Source organism: Kitasatospora sp. MMS16-BH015, assembly GCF_002943525.1.
In the GTDB taxonomy this organism is placed as follows: domain Bacteria; phylum Actinomycetota; class Actinomycetes; order Streptomycetales; family Streptomycetaceae; genus Kitasatospora.
The window spans coordinates 1,820,394-1,836,664 of sequence record NZ_CP025394.1; the positions used below are offsets into that span (position 1 = coordinate 1,820,394).

General features: G+C 72.4%; 11 protein-coding genes. 6 read left to right on the plus strand and 5 right to left on the minus strand.

The genetic code is table 11. The features are described from left to right. Positions 1–48: 48 nt before the first annotated feature. From CFP65_RS07825 to CFP65_RS07835, 3 genes are all read right to left on the minus strand, one after another. Entirely contained in the window at positions 49–1,695 is a 1,647-nt protein-coding gene (locus CFP65_RS07825) for a carboxylesterase/lipase family protein (RefSeq protein WP_217368149.1), read from the minus strand. A gap of 130 nt (positions 1,696–1,825) precedes the next feature. Then, on the minus strand, positions 1,826–2,311 hold the full coding sequence (locus CFP65_RS07830) for a hypothetical protein (RefSeq protein ID WP_104815406.1): 486 nt from the start codon (positions 2,309–2,311) through the stop codon (positions 1,826–1,828). Next, positions 2,304–6,062, minus strand: coding sequence for a DUF6531 domain-containing protein (locus CFP65_RS07835; protein WP_104815407.1), 3,759 nt, complete (start codon positions 6,060–6,062; stop codon positions 2,304–2,306). Before CFP65_RS07835 ends, CFP65_RS07830 begins: the two co-directional genes overlap by 8 nt. Before the next feature lie 187 nt (positions 6,063–6,249). On the opposite strand from CFP65_RS07835, the gene CFP65_RS07840 reads away from it, so the two are divergent. Continuing rightward, positions 6,250–7,659 carry an SDR family NAD(P)-dependent oxidoreductase gene (locus tag CFP65_RS07840; RefSeq protein ID WP_104815408.1) on the plus strand — a complete coding sequence of 470 codons (1,410 nt, stop codon included), beginning with the start codon at positions 6,250–6,252 and terminating at the stop codon, positions 7,657–7,659. Positions 7,660–7,678: 19 nt separating this feature from the next. Beyond that, a complete protein-coding gene (locus CFP65_RS07845; RefSeq protein WP_104815409.1) occupies positions 7,679–8,254 on the plus strand; it encodes an NUDIX hydrolase in 576 nt (191 codons plus the stop codon). A 94-nt stretch (positions 8,255–8,348) separates the two neighbouring features. Here CFP65_RS07845 and CFP65_RS07850 read toward each other — a convergent pair whose 3' ends face one another. Then, complete coding sequence (locus CFP65_RS07850; protein ID WP_371682381.1) at positions 8,349–10,766, minus strand: Tex family protein; 2,418 nt, start codon at positions 10,764–10,766, stop codon at positions 8,349–8,351. Positions 10,767–10,967: 201 nt separating this feature from the next. Between CFP65_RS07850 and CFP65_RS07855 the strand changes: the two genes are divergently transcribed. Next, positions 10,968–12,281, plus strand: a complete 1,314-nt coding sequence (locus tag CFP65_RS07855) for a glycosyltransferase family 87 protein (RefSeq protein ID WP_104815410.1) — start codon at positions 10,968–10,970, stop codon at positions 12,279–12,281. A gap of 23 nt (positions 12,282–12,304) precedes the next feature. Here the strand turns inward: CFP65_RS07855 and CFP65_RS42445 are convergent, their stop codons facing one another. Beyond that, positions 12,305–13,957 carry an alkaline phosphatase family protein gene (locus CFP65_RS42445; protein WP_371682382.1) on the minus strand — a complete coding sequence of 551 codons (1,653 nt, stop codon included), beginning with the start codon at positions 13,955–13,957 and terminating at the stop codon, positions 12,305–12,307. A gap of 173 nt (positions 13,958–14,130) precedes the next feature. On the opposite strand from CFP65_RS42445, the gene CFP65_RS07865 reads away from it, so the two are divergent. From CFP65_RS07865 to CFP65_RS07875, 3 genes are all read left to right on the plus strand, one after another. Then, on the plus strand, positions 14,131–14,514 hold the full coding sequence (locus CFP65_RS07865) for a PPOX class F420-dependent oxidoreductase (RefSeq protein WP_104815412.1): 384 nt from the start codon (positions 14,131–14,133) through the stop codon (positions 14,512–14,514). A 176-nt stretch (positions 14,515–14,690) separates the two neighbouring features. Then, positions 14,691–14,909, plus strand: coding sequence for a hypothetical protein (locus CFP65_RS07870; protein WP_104815413.1), 219 nt, complete (start codon positions 14,691–14,693; stop codon positions 14,907–14,909). 153 nt (positions 14,910–15,062) lie between these two features. Then, positions 15,063–16,175 (plus strand): alpha/beta hydrolase family protein, encoded by a 1,113-nt coding sequence (locus tag CFP65_RS07875; protein ID WP_104815414.1) that lies wholly within the window; start codon positions 15,063–15,065, stop codon positions 16,173–16,175. Positions 16,176–16,271: the final 96 nt, after the last annotated feature.

A 16,271-nucleotide genomic window follows, 5' to 3' on the forward strand; every position in this document is an offset into this window, starting at 1 on the left:
CCGGGCCGCCCCCGCTCGGAGGGCGGCCCGGCCTGCTCACTGCTTCGCTCAGACCGGCCTGGGCACCCAGCCCGCCGTGTCCCAGGCACGCAGTTGGGCGGCCTTCGGGGTGACCGCGAGCCGGGCCACGGCCGGGCCGCCGAGCACCAGGGTGCTGGCGGTGTCCGGGGCGAAGACCGGCAGCGCGGGGGCGTTCGGGCTGGTCGGCGCCGAGCCGTGCGCGAAGCTGGCGACCAGATCGCCGAAGGTGTCGGAGACCTGCTGCTCCAGCGGGCCGTTGCCGAACTCCGGGGCGTTGGACGGAATTCCGTTGGTCCCGAACAGGAACGGCGAGGTCGACTCGTGCGGCGAGCCGAACCAGGGCGCCCGCACCGGGTGGGCGAACTCCATCCGGTACTGCCGGGACGGGCACTGGGCCGCCCGCCGCTCGGCCAGCCGGACGATCTGGTAGCGGAGCAGGCCGTCCCCGTAGATCTCGGTGAGCACGGACAGCGGGTCGGTCGGCCGGCCCTCGGCCACGGCCGCCGCGCGGTAGGCGGTGATCAGGCTGTCGGCCAGCCCGGCGGGCACCTGGTCGGTGCCCTTGAGCAGGTAGGTGCCCACCACGGTGCGGAGTTCCTCGTCCGTGGTCGGGGTCGGCAGCGGCGACGGTGAGCCCGGACCGGTGAAGAACGAGCCCTCGGTGGCGGTGTTGACCGAGAGGACCGGCAGCCCGGGATCGGCCGACTGCCAGTCCTCGCCGCTCATCCAGTAACCGTCCACGACCGGGCCCCGGTACTCGCGGCCGCTCGCCAGCTGCCGGGTCGCCGGGGCGCCGGCGAACAGGCCGTCGAAGGTGTCGCGCAGCGTGGTCGCGGGCACCGCGCGCAGGCCGGCCACGGTGGTGCCGAGCTTGCCGGCGGTGAGTTCGAGCGCGGACCGGGCGTCCGCCGGGGTCAGGCCGACGGCCGGGGCCCAGACGTGCGCGGCGCTGATCGGCACGATCCGGCGGATCAGCGGGCGGGTCTCCGGGTGCAGGGCCAGCTGCCAGGTGCTGGAGCCGCCGGCCGAGGTGCCGCAGAGCGTGATGTTGTCCGGGTCGCCGCCGAAGGCCGCCGCGTTCCGGGAGACCCAGCGCAGCAGCGCCGCCTGGTCCTGGAGGCCCCAGTTGGCGGCGTAGCCGGTCCGCCAGTCGGTCAGGTCCTCGTGCAGCCCGAACCCGAAGACGCCCAGCCGGTAGTTGAAGGTCACCACCACCAGGTCGCCCCGGGCGGCGAGCTTCGAGCCGTCGTAGACCGGCATGCTCGCGGCGCCCAACTTCCAGCCGCCGCCGTGGATGTAGACCAGCACCGGTCGCCGGCCGTCGGTGCTCGGCGTCCACACGTTCGCGTAGAGCGAGTCCTCGCTGCTGCCGGGCAGCACCGACTGGAGCGAGGGCGCACCGAACGCGGTGGCGTCCCGCACCCCGTCCCAGCCGGCCGGCGGACGCGGCGAGGAGAACCGCAGCGCGCCGGTGGGCGGCGCCGCGTACGGCACCCCCTTGAACACGGCGAACCCGTCCCCCTGACTCCCCCGTACCCACCCCGCCGTGGTCCTCGCCTGCGGCGCCGCCGGGGCATCCGCCCCGTACGCCGTCCTAGGCCGCATCGCGACGGCCGCCGCAGCCGCCGCCGAACCCGTCAGGAACAGTCTCCGGCCCATCGTTGCAGGTCGCATGCACAGAACTCCTTGGCCTCACCCGGGCATTGCTCTCCCGCCGAGTCTCTGTGCCCACCCGCACCTCCCACACCACCCTTCCCCCTACTCCGTCACCTCCCCGGACCGGCCGGGCCACCCGGGCTGCTCCTCACCAAGGCGTCACCCGTGGGCGGCGGTTCCAGCGCTCCGACGGGGTACGGCCGGCCGGCGGCCGGACCCAAGGGCGCAGGGTGCCCTCCGGGTCCGGGACGGTGTTGGCTTCGAAGAGGGCGTCGAGCTGGTCGAGGAGCCGGCCGATCGGCCGCCCCGTCTCCTCGGGGAGCGCGGCAACCACCTCGTCGAGCAGGTCGCGATCCTCCAGAACGTTCGGGTAGGCACTGATCGAGAAGCTGCCGTCCGGGGGCCAGCCTGACTCCATCCGCCGGACGAAGTCCTCCCAGTCGGACAGCAGACGCCGCACCGAGTGCACCGGCTCGGTCACCCTGCCGCGCAGCGCCGGCGTCTGCCGAAGCTCCGTCTCCAGCCTCGCCGCGTCCCAGCGCGCCACCGCCTCCCGGCCACGGTCGTCCAGGGCGGACGACCAGGCCTCGGTCAGGGGTGCACCACTCGCGGTCTTCTTGTCCTCGTCACTCATTGATCTGTTCCCAGAAGTAGTCTTCGCCTCGGCTCGGTTGCATGAACGTACCGGTGTTTCCCTCGCGGATCACCATCGTGCCGGTGCTGTCGTCCCACCAGGCCCAGCGCGGCGTGCCGCCAGGGGTGTCGCGCATCTTGTACCCCGGCGACCGGCTCATCACGTCCTCCAGGTGCTCGGCGACATCCAGGTCGTCCACGCCGGGGATGCTGCGTTGCGTCGCGTGGGCCGCGATGTTGTCGGCCGCGTAGCCGGCATTCGCCTGGCTCGCCGGATCCGCCGATCCCTTCTTGACCGCGGGCGGCTTCTGCTCCTCCTCCGGGTGCGGGGAGAGTCCCAGCGGGTCGGCCCACCGATGCGGGTTGAGCACGTAGGTGTCGGGGTTGGACGCCGGTGCGAGCCCCAGGGGATCGGTCGAGGTGTACCGACCGGTCTCGGGGTCGTAGTAGCGCTGGTGGTTGTAGTGGAGCCGGGTCTCGGGATCGAAGTACTGGCCGGGGAAGCGCAGCGGCGTGTAGGCGGTGCTCTCACGCGGCCAACTGGTCTGCCCCCAAAGGCTGGGGGTGGCCCGCCAGGCGACGGTGCGGCTCGCGGAGTCGACCAGCTCGGTGGGGGTTCCGATGAGGTCGGTGACGATCGCGAAGAAGCGCCGATCGATCTGCGCTCGGTCGCTGCCCTTCGGGCCCGTGGTGATCATCGTCTCGGTCTGGGTCAGCGGACGTAGGCCGTCGTGCTCCCAGGTGAGGGTGTGCGGGCCGGGCAGGTACGGAGCACGGGTGGTCTGCTCCGCCAACCCGGCGCCGTCCCAGGAGAACTCGGTCTGTTCTGCTACCGTCACGCCGTCCGCGCCGAGCCGCTGCTTTGCGATCCGTCGGCCGAGGGGGTCGTAGCGGTACTGCCAGCGGGTGCCGTCAGGAGTGATGACGTGGGTGAGACGGTCCTCGGCGTCCCAGGTGTAGCGCCAGGTGTCGGGCTTCTTGGAGAGCCGGGTGACCTGACGCAGGACCACGCGTCCGGCAGCGTCGTACTCGTAGCGGACCCGCCCCGCACCCACCAGCCGGGTGCCCACGTAGGTCCGACTCCCGAGGGCTGCCTTCGACGGACCGGTGGCGGGCCAGTCGGCCGCCGTCGGGTTTCCCGCACGGTCGTACGCGTAGGTCTCGCTCCAGTGGGCGCCACGTACGGCGGTCACCCGACCGACCGGATCGAGCTCGAACTCGCGCGACCCACTGAGCAGGTCGGTCACCCCGACGAGGTACCCGTCCTCGCGGTACCGGTAGCTTCGCTCCTGGAGCACGTGCTGCCCCGAATCGGACCGGCCGCTCAGCATCTGTCGGGTCAGCCGGTCGTGCTGCCATGTGCTGGCCAGGGTCAGTCCGTCGTCGATCGCCCTCAGCTGCTCCCGGCCGGTGGCATCACGGGTGAAATCGATCCGACCGCCTGGAGTCACCAGGGAGGCGGGGCGCCCGGACGGGTCCAAGGCCCACTCACTCAGATGGCCTGAGGGGGTGACCCGTCCGGTGCGGCGGCCCAGGGCGTCCCGCCGGTGCGCGACGGTCCGGCCGTTGACGGTCTCGGCGATCAGGTTGCCTAGGGCGTCCACGGTGCGCTGCAGGTCGGCGTCCGGGTTGGTGGCCCGGGTCAGCCACCCTGCCGGGTCGTACTCGTACCGGGTGACCTTCCCGGCGGCGTCCTTGGCAGCCAGGCGGCCGAGCAGGTCGTACCGGTAGCTGGTCACCTGCCCGAGCGGGTCGGTGACCTCCGTGATCCGGCCGATCGCATCCCGCCGATAGGTGGTCCGCCGCCCCTCGAAATCGGTCTCGGCGGTCAGCCTGCCCACGGCATCGTGTGTGTAGCTCCACTGCTGACCGTTCGCGTCGGTGACCGCCACCAACCGCATGTCGGCATCGTGGGCGAACGAGATCCGGGCGAGGTCCGGGGTGGTCTTGGCGACGAGCGTCTCGAAGTGGGTGTACTCGTACGTGGTGGTCAGGCCGAGCTGGTCGGTGCGGGTGAGGCAGTTCCCCTCGCCGTCGTAGGTCCAGCTCTCGGTCGCGCCGGCGGCGGTCGTCCGCGAGGCGAGGCGACCCTCGATCGTCCAGGTCAGCCGAGTGGTACCGCCGAGCGGGTCGGTGACGGCGGTGGTGCGGCCGAAGGCGTCGCGTTCGTAACATGTGGTCGCGCCGGTCGGGTCGGTCGTCTCCACCGGGAGGCCGGCCGGGTTGCAGCGGAGCAGTCTCGTGTTCCCGAGGGCGTCGGTGACGGTGGCGAGGTGGCCGTGGTCGTCGTAGGTGTAGCGGGTCGTGACACCGAGGGGGTTGGTGAGGCTGGTGCGCAGACCGTTCTCGTCGTAGGTGTGCCGCCAGGTGGCGCCGCCGGGTTCGGTGATCTCGGTGGGCAGGCTGAGGTGATCGGTGTAGGCGGCGGTGGTCCGTTCGCCGTCGGGGCGGGTGATGGTGATCAGGTCGCCGGCGCCGTCGTAGGTGTAGCGGGTGGTGCGGCCGAGGGGGTCGGTCTCGCTCAACAGGCGGTCGTAGTCGTCGCGTTCGTAGCTGGTGGTGTGACCCAAGGCGTCGGTGACGGCGGTGACTTGGGCGTGGTGGTTGATCAGGTAGGTGGTGGTGTGGCCGAGGGCGTTGGTCTCGGTGTGGGTGCGCAGGCCGGTCGACGGGTCGGGGTCGGCGTAGGTGAAGGTGAAGCGGAGGGCGCCGGTGGTGCCGCCTTCGTCGGTGACGCGGTCGAAGGGGTCGTAGGTGTACCGGTACTGGGAGTTGTTGCGGTCGGTCCAGGAGAGGATGCGGCCTGCGGTGTCGTTGGCGAAGCGCATGGGCTTGCCGGAGGAGTTGTAGACGGCGGTGAGGTGGCCGTCGGTGTAGCCGTAGCGCATGAGCATCACGTCGCCGTCGGGGGTGGCCAGGCGGAGGGCGGTGATGCGGGTGTGTTCGACGGTGACGTTCAGGCGGTAGCCGCCGGAGTGGGTGATGGCGAGTGGGATGCCGTCGGGGTCGTAGGTGAGGGTGTAGTGGCGGCCGTGGCGGTCGCGGACGGTGGTGAGGAGGGCCTCGGTGCCGTCGGGGGTGGGGGTGAATTCCTTGACCAGGCCGGTGGCGGGGTCGGTGACGGTGAACGTGTCGTCGGTGCGGTCGAGTTGGTGGCGGGAGCCGGCCGAGGCGAGGACCGGGTCGCCGGGTTCGGGGTGGGGGTAGGCCTGGGTGATGCGGTCGGGGCGGATGTGGACGACGCCGGCCTCGTCGAGTTCGAGGCGTTCGTCGAAGGGGCAGAGCCATTTGGTGCCCATCCAGCGGCCGGTGCGCAGGCCGGATTCGAAGCTGCGGGTGAAGTGGAGCGGCAGCGAGCCGGGCAGTGAGGCGTCGGTCTGGTCGATGAACATCCGGCCGGTGGCGATGTCGACGGGCTCGCCGGGGCATTTGCGGGAGGTGTGGTCGCGGCCCTCGGTGCGGGGGTCCTTGACCTGGTCGCGGCCGCGGCCCTTGGGGTGGTCGTGGCCACCACCAGGTCGGCCGCCACCGCCCGAGCGGGGGTGGGGGACGCCCTTGGTGTCGTGTTCGAAGGTCTTGGCGAGGTCCTTGGCGTGTTTCTCCTCGACCTCGCGGACGTTGGCGGCGACCTTCTTCAGGTTCTGGCCGGCGGAGTGGTAGAGGTCCTTGACGGCCTTGCCGGCGTCCTTGGCGATGGCCGTGCCGATCTTCTCCGCCGCGTGTTCCAGCGCGCGCACGATCTGATTGCTCACTCGCAGCTCACCCCCGAGAGCGTACGTGTGGTGGGCGCAGCGAACTCCGTTGGAGATCACGACGCTTGGGCGTACCGACGGTAGCCCATGGGAGACGGCGAAGCGACCGGCGGGGGCGGGTTAATCGGATGCCCGGGGTGGCCGGGCGGCGCTAGGGTGCCGGGAAAACGGCTGCTGAGGAGGGAAGATGCACGGGTACGCCCCTGCCACCGAGGAGGATCTGGCCGCGTACGAGGCGATCGTCGCGCGGCTGCGGCGGCTGCCCGCCGACCGGCCCGTGCGGATGCGGGCGGAGAAGCTGGCCGAGGTGTTCGTCCGGGAGGGGCGGCGTCGGCGGCGCGGGCTCGGCCGGGCCGAGATGGCCCGGCAGGACGCGGAGTTGGCCGCCACCACCGTGACCGGGGCCACGGACCGCCGGGAGGACGCACCGCTCGCCCTGCCGACGAATCCGAGCGGCCCGACCGGTCTGACCGGTCTGACCGGCCCGACCGAGGGCGGCCTCGGGACCTATCAGCGTGCTCACAACTGCTATGTCTGCAAGCAGAGTTACCGTCAGGTCGATGCGTTCTACCATCAGCTCTGCCCGGCCTGCGCCGCCGTCAACTCCGCACACTGCGCCCTCTCCACCGACCTGCGCGGGCGTCGCGCGCTACTCACCGGCGGCCGGGTGAAGATCGGCTTCCAGCTGGCCCTGATGCTGCTGCGCGACGGCGCCGAACTGACCGTCACCAGCCGCTTTCCGCAGGACACCCTGCGCCGGTTCCGCGCCGACCCGGGCAGCGGCGCCTGGCTGGACCGCCTCTCGGTGGTCGGCATCGACCTGCGCGACCCGCGCCAGGTGATCGGGCTCTGCGACCGGCTCCTCGCCGAGGGCCGGCCGCTGGACATCCTGATCAACAACGCCGCGCAGACCGTCCGCCGCCCACCGGAGGCGTACGCGCTGCTCGCCGCCGGCGAGCGCGGCGCCCTGGAGGCCGGTCGGGTCGAGGACGGTCGGGTCGAGGCCGGCCGGGTCGAGCTCGCCCCCGGGTTCCGTTCGCCGGGCACCGAACTCAGCCTGCCCGCACTGCACTTGGCACCGGACGAGGCCGGGCTGCTGCCCGACACCGCACCGCGCAACTCCTGGTCGGCCCGGCTCGGTGAGCTGGACCCGGTGGAGCTGCTGGAGACCCAGCTGGTCAACTCGGTGGCCCCGGCGCTGCTCTGCGACCGGCTGCTGCCCCTGCTCCTGCAGGGCGAGCCGGATCACCACCGCTACATCGTCAACGTCACCGCCGTCGAGGGCCGCTTCGCCGTCCGCAACAAGACCGGCGGGCACCCGCACACCAACATGGCCAAGGCCGCGCTCAACATGCTCACCCGCACCAGCGCCGCCGAACTCACCACCCGGGGTGTCCAGATGTGCGCCGTGGACACCGGCTGGATCACCGACGAGAACCCGGCCCCGCGCAAGGCCCGGATCGCGGCACGCGGATTCCGGCCGCCGCTGGACGTGGTGGACGGCGCCGCCCGGATCTACCACCCGATCGTCGCGGGCGAGGCCGGGGCTCCGTTCGCCGGGGTGTTCCTGAAGGACTATCGGCCCGCCGACTGGTGACGGCGACTAGGATCACCGAATGACGGACATCACGGAGAGAGCAGGGGGCGACGCGGATCTCGCGGCCCGGTATCCGCAGCTGTACGCCCCGCAGCGGTGGGCCTGGGGCGGGATCGACGCGCTGTTCTCGGCGGCGTTGCCGCCGGACGAGTTGATCACCAACATCCACCTGGTGGGGTTCGAGCAGGGGCAGGTGGTGCTCTGCCGCGATGCGCGCGGGCACTGGTTCCTGCCCGGCGGCACCCGGGAGGCCGGGGAGGGGGTCGACTCCTGCCTGGCCCGGGAGTTGCGCGAGGAGGCGGGAGCGCGGCTGGCCGGGGAGCCGGTCTGGCTCGGCGCGCACCGCTGCGTCACGGACCACCCGGTGCCGTACAAGCCCTGGCAGCCACACCCGGAGAAGGCCTGGCTCTGGGGCTGGGCCGAGGTCACCGTGGACTCGGCGCCGACCAACCCGGAGGACGGCGAACAGGTGGTCGAGGTCCGGGCGATGCCGGCCGAGGAGGCCCGCCACCTGCTGGTCCGGGGCCGGGAGCCCTGGTGGGGCGAACTGATCGCCCTCGCGGTCGAGTCGCACGACGCCGCGACGCGGCAGTAAGCACCCGCCGGAGCGGCAGCACCCGCCGGAGCGAGCAGCCACCGGCACGGACGGGCGGCCCCTGGAGCGAACCCCAGGAGCCGCCCGCCGGAGGCTACTTGGTCAGCCCGGCCCGCCGCAGCGCGTCGGCCATCGCCCCGCTCGGCGCCGGAGCCGACGACTGCCCACGGCCCCGGTCACCCCGGTCACCCCGGTCGCGGTCACCCCGGTCCTGCCGCGGCGGCCGGCCACCCTGCCCGCCGCCACCGCCCTGACCCCGTCCACGGTCCTGCCCGCGGTCACGGTCCCGATCGCGGCCACCGCCACCGCCACCCGCAGCGGAGACCTCGTCGTCCAGCCGCAGCGTCAGCCCGATCCGCTTGCGCGCCACGTCCACCGTGGTGACCCGGACCCGGACGATGTCGCCGGGCTTGACCACCTCGCGCGGGTCCTTGACGAAGTTCTTCGACAGGGCCGAGACGTGCACCAGGCCGTCCTGGTGCACGCCCACGTCCACGAAGGCGCCGAACGCGGCCACGTTGGTGACCACGCCCTCCAGCACCATGCCCACCTCCAGGTCGCCGATCTTGTCGACGCCCTCCTTGAAGGTGGCGGTGCGGAAGGCCGGACGCGGGTCGCGGCCGGGCTTGTCGAGCTCGCCGAGGATGTCGGTGACGGTCGGGATGCCGAAGGTGTCGTCGGCGAAGTCGGCGGGCCGCAGGGCGCGCAGCGCGGCCGAGTTGCCGATCAGGGAGCGGAGTTCGCCGCCGGTGGCGGCGAGGATGCGGCGGACCACGGGGTACGCCTCGGGGTGCACGCTGGAGGCGTCCAGCGGGTCGTCGCCGCCCGGGATGCGCAGGAAGCCGGCGCACTGCTCGAAGGCCTTCGGGCCGAGCCGGGCCACGTCCTTGAGCGACTTGCGGGTCTTGAACGGGCCGTTGGCGTCGCGGTGGGCGACGATGTTGTCGGCCAGGCCGGCGGTGATGCCGGAGACCCGGGTGAGCAGCGGGGCGGAGGCGGTGTTGACGTCCACGCCGACGGCGTTGACGCAGTCCTCGACCACGGCGTCCAGCGAGCGGGAGAGCTTCACCTCGCTGAGGTCGTGCTGGTACTGGCCGACGCCGATCGACTTGGGGTCGATCTTGACCAGCTCGGCCAGCGGGTCCTGGAGCCGCCGGGCGATGGAGACCGCGCCGCGGATCGAGACGTTGAGGTCGGGCAGTTCCTGGGAGGCGAAGGCGGAGGCCGAGTAGACCGAGGCGCCGGCCTCGGAGACCATCGCCTTGGTGAGCCTCAGCTCGGGGTGACGCTTGATCAGGTCCTCGGCGAGCTTGTCGGTCTCGCGCGAGGCGGTGCCGTTGCCGATCGCGACCAGGTCCACGGAGTGCTTGGCCGCCAGCGCGGCCAGGGTCGCGATCGAGGCGTCCCACTTGTTGGCGGGCTGGTGCGGGTAGATGGTCTCGTGCGCGACCACCTTGCCGGTGGCGTCGACCACGGCCACCTTGACGCCGGTGCGGAAGCCCGGGTCCAGGCCCATGGTGGCGCGGGTGCCGGCCGGGGCGGCGAGCAGCAGGTCGCGCAGGTTGGCGGCGAAGACGCGGACGGCCTCCTCCTCGGCCTCGGCCCGCAGCCGGGTGCGCAGGTCGATGCCGAGCCGCACCAGGATCCGGGTGCGCCAGGCCCAACGGACCGTGTCGCCCAGCCACTTGTCGGCCGGTCGGCCCCGGTCGGCGATGCCGAAGCGGGCGGCGATCCGCTGCTCGTAGTCGGTCTCGCCGGGCAGGTCGCCCGAGTCCGAGCCGTCCAGCGGGGAGAGTTCGAGGTCGAGCACCTCTTCCTTCTCGCCGCGCAGCATGGCCAGGATCCGGTGCGAGGGCAGCTTGGTGTAGGGCTCGGCGAAGTCGAAGTAGTCGGCGAACTTGGCGCCGTCCTGCTCCTTGCCCTCCCGCACGCGGGCGACCAGCCGGCCGCGGGTCCACATCCGCTCGCGCAGGCTGCCGACCAGGTCGGCGTCCTCGCCGAAGCGTTCCACCAGGATGGCACGGGCGCCCTCGAGGGCGGCTCCCGCATCGGCCACCGACTCGTTCAGGTAGCCGGCGGCAGTCGCAGCCGGGTCCAGGCCCGGGTCGGCGAGCAGCGCCTCGGCCAGCGGTTCGAGGCCGGCCTCGCGGGCGATCTGGGCCTTGGTACGGCGCTTGGGCTTGTACGGAAGGTAGATGTCCTCCAGTCGGGCCTTGGAGTCGGCGGCGAGGATCTGCGCGCGCAGGGTGTCGTCCAACTTGCCCTGGGCCTCGACGGATTCGAGCACGGCGGCCCGGCGCTCCTCGAGCTCGCGCAGGTAGCGCAGCCGCTCCTCCAGGGTGCGCAGCTGGGCGTCGTCGAGCTCGCCGGTGACCTCCTTGCGGTAACGGGCGATGAACGGCACGGTCGCGCCGCCGTCGAGCAGCTCGACGGCGGCCTTCACCTGCCCGTCCCGGACGCCCAGTTCCTCGGCGATCTTGCGTTCGACGGACACGTTCACTGGCGTGGTCACGAAGCCTGGCACCTTCATCCATGCGGGTTGGCGGTTCTTCCGTGCCTTCCGGGCACGCCCTGCATTCTGGCAGGTGCCCGGGCCGGGAGTGGTTCGGTCGTGCCCTCGGGGTGGCGTGGCGCGTTGTACCGGGGGCGGCGCCCCGGGCGCAGCCGGATGATCAGACCGTAACACCTGCTCGTACACCTGCTCGTGGAGGCGATGGTGGCGCAAGCCCCGACGCCGGTCACCCCGTGGGGCATCCCACAGGCCGGCCCGTTCCGCTGGACCAACCCCGCCACCTGGCCGCGCGAGGCGCTCGCGCTGACCGGCTACTGGCTGGCCAGCCGGCTGGTGATGATCGGCATGATCCGCTCCGGCAAGGCGGAGCAGGCGATCGAGGTGCACCGCACCTACCACCAGTGGTACGAGATCCTGGTGCAGGGCCACTTCCCGACCGGCGACGTCACCTGGCAGTACCCGCCCGGCGCCGCGCTGGCCATGCTCGCGCCCGGGATGCTGCCCTTCCTCAGCTACCTGCAGGCCTTCGTACTGCTGATGCTGGTCACCGACGCGGCCACCCAGGCGCTGCTGGTCCGGGTCTCGCTGCGCCGCAGCGGCGGCCTGCACCGGGGCCGCTCCACCGCCGGGGCCTGGCTCTGGGCGCTGGCCCTGCCGCTGCTGCTCGGCCTCCCGTACGGACGCTACGACCTGCCGGTCACCGCGCTGGCGATGGCCTCGGTGCTGCTGCTGCCCAGCCGCCCCAAGCACGGCGGGGTGCTGGCCGGGATCGGCGCGATGGTCAAGGTCTGGCCCGCCCTGGTGGTGCTCGGCACCCCGCGCGGGCGCGGCACCCGGCAGGCCTGGACCACGCTCTGCCTCTCGGGCCTGGCCCTGCTGCTGGTGCTCTGCACCCTCTTCGACGGCGCCTTCGACTTCCTCGGCGCCCAGCAGGGCCGCGGGGTGGAGATCGAGTCGCTGGGCGGCAGCGCGCTGCAGGTGGCCCGGCTGTTCGGCTGGCCCGGGGAGGTGGAACAGCACTACGGCTCGCTGGAGTTCCTCGGCCCGCAGGTGCACGCGGTGGCCACCGCCTCGCTCGCGCTCACCGGGCTGGCCTTCGGCTGGCTGCTGCTCTGGCGGTTCAAGGCCCACCGCTGGCAGCCGGCCACCCCGTACGACGCGGCGCTCACCGCCGTGCTGCTGTTCACCGTCACCAGCCGGGTGATCAGCCCGCAGTACCTGATCTGGCTGATCGGCCTGTGCGCCGTCTGCCTGAGCGTGCGCGGCTCCTCGCAGCGGCCCACCGCGCTGCTGGTGCTGCTCTCGACCGGGGTCACCACGATCGACTACCCGCTCTTCTTCGACGCCCAGATCGCCGGCGGCTGGCAGCCCGCCGTGGTGATCGTGCTGCGCAACGGCCTGCTGCTCGCCGCCGCCCTCTGCGCGGCCGGCCGGCTCTGGCGGGCCAGCGTGTCGCCGGTGGCGGCCGTCCAGCCCGCCACCCAGCCGCTGCGCGGGCCGATCCGGGCGGCCTGAGGCCACCCGGATCGCCCTTGGCCTCAGCCGACGTTGAGTGCCGCGTCGTCGATCACGAAGCTGGTCTGCTGGCTGGAGTCCTCGGTGCCGGTGAACTTGAGCGTGACGCTCTTGCCCACGTAGGCGGCGAGGTTGACCGTGCGCTGGGTGTAGCCGCTGGCGGCGTCCACGTTGGAGTAGCTAGCCACCGTGGTGCCGTTGGCGGTCAGGGTGAGCTTGTCGTAGGCGGTGCTGCCGGTCTCGGCGGTGTCCACGTGCAGCCAGTAGGTGAGCGTGGCCTTGGTGCAGCCGGCCGGCACGGTGACGGTCTGGCTCAGCGTGTCGCTGTGGGCGCTGCCGTAGCCGTCCAGCCAGGCCTTCCAGCTGCCGCCGTGGGCCGCCTCGTTCGAGGAGTTGTCGATCACGCCGCTGCTGGCCGTCCAGGGGGCGGCGGAGCCGGTCTCGAAGCCGGGGTTGCCGAGCAGCTGGGCCGCCGTGCAGCCGCCGCCACCGGCCGGGTTGACCTGCCAGCTGAAGCTCGCGCTGCCGCTCGGGCCGGTGGAGTCGGTCGCGGTGACGGTCACGGCGGCGGTGCCGGCCGTGGTCGGGGTGCCGGAGATCAGGCCGGTGCCGGCGTTGATGCCCAGCCCGGCGGGCAGGCCGGTCGCGCTGTACGAGAGCGTGCCGCCGGCCGTGTCGGTGGCGCTGACCTGGAGCGAGGCGGCGGTGCCGACCGTGCCGGTCTGGCTGCCGGGGTTGGCCACCGTGACGCTGCCGCCGGGGGCCGAACCCGTCCAGGCGTCGGTGATCGACGTGGCGTTGGCGGCGGCGCCCGCGTACGGCAGGCCGTACATGTCCTCGATGGTGCGCAGCACGCCGAAGTGGTCCACGTGCTCGGTGTAGGTGCCCACCTTGACGGGCTGGCCGTCGAAGATGGTGGCGATCTGGTTGGCGCTGGTGGAGCTGTCGTCCTCGTCGAAGGTGGTGATCAGCAGGCTGTTGTGCGTCTTGGCCCACTGCACGTACGCGTCCAGGTGCGCCTGGAGCCAGCTGTCACCGGTGGCGGTGGAGCAGTCGTGCATGTCGTTGCAGAGGTTCGGGACCACCCAGGAGACGGTGGGCAGCTTCGTGAAGTCGGTCGGGAAGGCCGAGAACGGCTGGTTGTCGGCGGCCGGCACGTTGGTGAAGTTCACCCAGGGGTTGTGCTTGCGCGCGTACCCGCTGGTGCCCGCGGTGCAGACGGTGGAGCCGGCCGAGGGCAGGGTCTCCGAGTACCCGGTGAAGGTGAGGCCCTTGGCGATCAGCTGGGCGGCCTCGTTGTCGGAGGAGAAGGTGTGCGGGCAGGAGTCGTCCGTCACGCCCTGGTTGGAGCCCGAGAAGAGGTCCAGGTAGTTCGGCTGGCTGGGGTGCTCGATCGCGAAGGCGTTGGTGAAGTTTGCGCCGCTGTTCGCCAGCTGGTTGAAGTACGGGGCATCGGGCGAGCCGATGATCGAACCCTCCGAGGTGTTCTCGAACACCACGACCACCACGTGGTCGGGCCGGGGCACGGCGGCCGTCGCGGCCACGGTGGTGGCGGCGTGGGCGGTGGTCACGGCCGGGGCCGGGGTGACGGCGGTGGCCGGGGCGGCGGCCAGGCCGCAGAGGCCGGCCAGCAGGCCGAGGGTGGCTGCGGCCGAGGTCAGCAGTGTGGGGCGCACAGGACGTTCTCCTCGTCGGGGAGCGTGCGGATGGCGGTCGAGCGCTGGACATCCTGCTTCCATTGACCATGCTCAGACAAGGTTTCGGCGCCGGACTTTGCGATGAATTTCCCTACCGGCCATCCGAGTTGGCCCGCCCGACCCGCGCGCCACCCGCTGGCTAGACTCCGTCCATGGCACCGACACCGTTCCAGCAGCTCAGCACGGGCAAGTACCTGCTCGTCACCTCCTACCGCAAGGACGGCACCCCCGTGCCCACGCCGGTCTGGGTGGTGGCCGACGGCGAGGCGCTGGGCGTCTGGACGGCCGCCGACTCCTGGAAGGTCAAGCGGATCCGCCGCCGCCCCGAGGTGCTGGTCGGCCCCTGCGACCTGCGCGGCAACCCGACCGGCCCCGGCCGCCCGGCCACCGCCGTCCTCGGCGGCCCCGAACTGCTCGCCCGCTACCGCACCCTGATCGCCCGCAAGTACGGCCTGGTCGGCCGGCTCACCCTGCTCGGCAGCCGCCTGCGCCGGGGCCTGGACGGCACGGTCGCGATCCGGATCACCCTGGACTGACGCGACTGCCCGGGCCTGACCTGGTCCGCCACGGCAGCGGCCGGTATACGCGCTGGTCCGGCCGGGCAGCCCGCCCACACCGGACGTTGATCTCGCGTAGATCGGTGGCGGATCGGCAGCTGCCAACCTGTGGTCACCGCCGAGCGACGGTGGTCCCCAGAGAGAGGCACACCCCGATGTCCGAGCTGCTCCGCACCACCCGCCTCGCCAGCCGCCTCACCGGGACGGCCCTCACCGCCGTGCTGGTCTTCCTCCCCCTCGGCGCCACCGACGCCTCCGCCCAGGCCCCGGTCCCCGCCTCGGCCTCGGCCTCGGCCGGCCACGGTGTCCACGACCCGAGCGGCACCGAGGAGTGGAACGGCACCGGCGCCTGGTGCGTCAGCTGCGTGCACTGAATCCCCGCACCGCAGGCCACGGACCGGACCGGTCACTGATGGCCGCTCGCTGGCCTGGCCGGTGGGGCGACCGGGCTGACAGTGTGATCGGCGCGCGCAGCACCTCGCCGCGCGCCGGTCATCCGGCCGTGTCCAGCCGTAAAGGATTCCGTCTTGAGTACGTCGCACCAGCCGCTCCGCTGGGTCCGGGCCGCGCTCGCCGCCGCCGTCACCACGCTGACCCTCACGGTGGCCCCCGCCGCGCACGCCGACGCCCCGGCCCAGCCGCCGCTGCCCGACGGGTTCGGGCTGACCAAGGTCGCCACCGACCCGGCGATCCTGGCGGCGAACACCCCCACCAACTTCGTGATCACGGTGACCACCCCGCAGGTCGCGGGCACCCACCACATCCGGATCATCCTGCCGGCCGACTACTACACCAACACCACCAAGCACTACCCGGTGCTCTACTTCCTGCACGGCACCAACGACGACCCGGCCCACGCGAGCCTGGCCTGGCCGGCCCTGCTGGCCGCCTCGGCCCGCTCCTCGATGATCACCGTGGAGCCGGACGGCGGCCTGCGCGGCTGGTACGCCAACTGGCTGAACCAGAGCACCGCCGCCGGAGCGCAGAACTGGGAGAACTTCCACCTCGGCCAGGTGATCCCGTTCGTCGACGCCGACCTGCGCACCATCCCGGACAAGGCGCACCGGGCGATAGCCGGGCTCTCGATGGGCGGCTTCGGCGCCATGCACTACGCCGAGGACCACCCCGAGCTGTTCAGCCAGGTGGCCTCGCTCTCCGGCGCGATCGACCTCGGGCGCGACTCGATGGACGTGCGGATGGCCGCCGTCGGCACCCTGACCAACGGCGCCGGCGTGCTCTGCGGCTCCTCCACCGACGGGGGCTGCCCCGGTGGGTTCGGCCCGACGGTGGACTCGGACGCGCTGTTCGGCACCCCGTACCCGTTCTCGATCTTCTACCCGTTCAGCGACGTGCTGTGGAACGCCGCCGACCCGTCCACCCACCTGTCGAAGCTGACCGGCATGGGCATCTCCCTCTACGTCGGCAACGGCAACAACAACCCCGCCGACGAGGAGTTCTGGGCCGAGTCCGCCACCACCCACGTCAAGACCAACCTCGACGCGCTCGGCCTGCCCTCGCACTACGTCGACTACGGCAACGGCGCCGGCTGGGGCGCCTGCGACGGCCGCCACTCTCCCGTCTGCTGGGCGGCCGACATGGTCGACTTCGTCCCGCGCCTGGAAGCGGCCTTCGGGGCCTGACCACTCGGGCGCCACCGCTCGGGACCGGCTGCTCCGAAGTGACCGCCCTGAACTGACCGCTCACGCCGAGCCCGTGGCAGCCGAGATGGCCTGCCG

Excerpts from the sequence above, each read along its gene's own strand:
- CFP65_RS07825 (WP_217368149.1), bottom strand. The coding sequence starts at position 1,695 with ATGCGACCTGCAACGATGGGCCGGAGACTGTTCCTGACGGGTTCGGCG.
- CFP65_RS07830 (WP_104815406.1), bottom strand. The coding sequence starts at position 2,311 with ATGAGTGACGAGGACAAGAAGACCGCGAGTGGTGCACCCCTGACCGAG.
- CFP65_RS07840 (WP_104815408.1), top strand. The coding sequence starts at position 6,250 with ATGCACGGGTACGCCCCTGCCACCGAGGAGGATCTGGCCGCGTACGAG.
- CFP65_RS07845 (WP_104815409.1), top strand. The coding sequence starts at position 7,679 with ATGACGGACATCACGGAGAGAGCAGGGGGCGACGCGGATCTCGCGGCC.
- CFP65_RS07855 (WP_104815410.1), top strand. The coding sequence starts at position 10,968 with ATGGTGGCGCAAGCCCCGACGCCGGTCACCCCGTGGGGCATCCCACAG.
- CFP65_RS07865 (WP_104815412.1), top strand. The coding sequence starts at position 14,131 with ATGGCACCGACACCGTTCCAGCAGCTCAGCACGGGCAAGTACCTGCTC.
- CFP65_RS07870 (WP_104815413.1), top strand. The coding sequence starts at position 14,691 with ATGTCCGAGCTGCTCCGCACCACCCGCCTCGCCAGCCGCCTCACCGGG.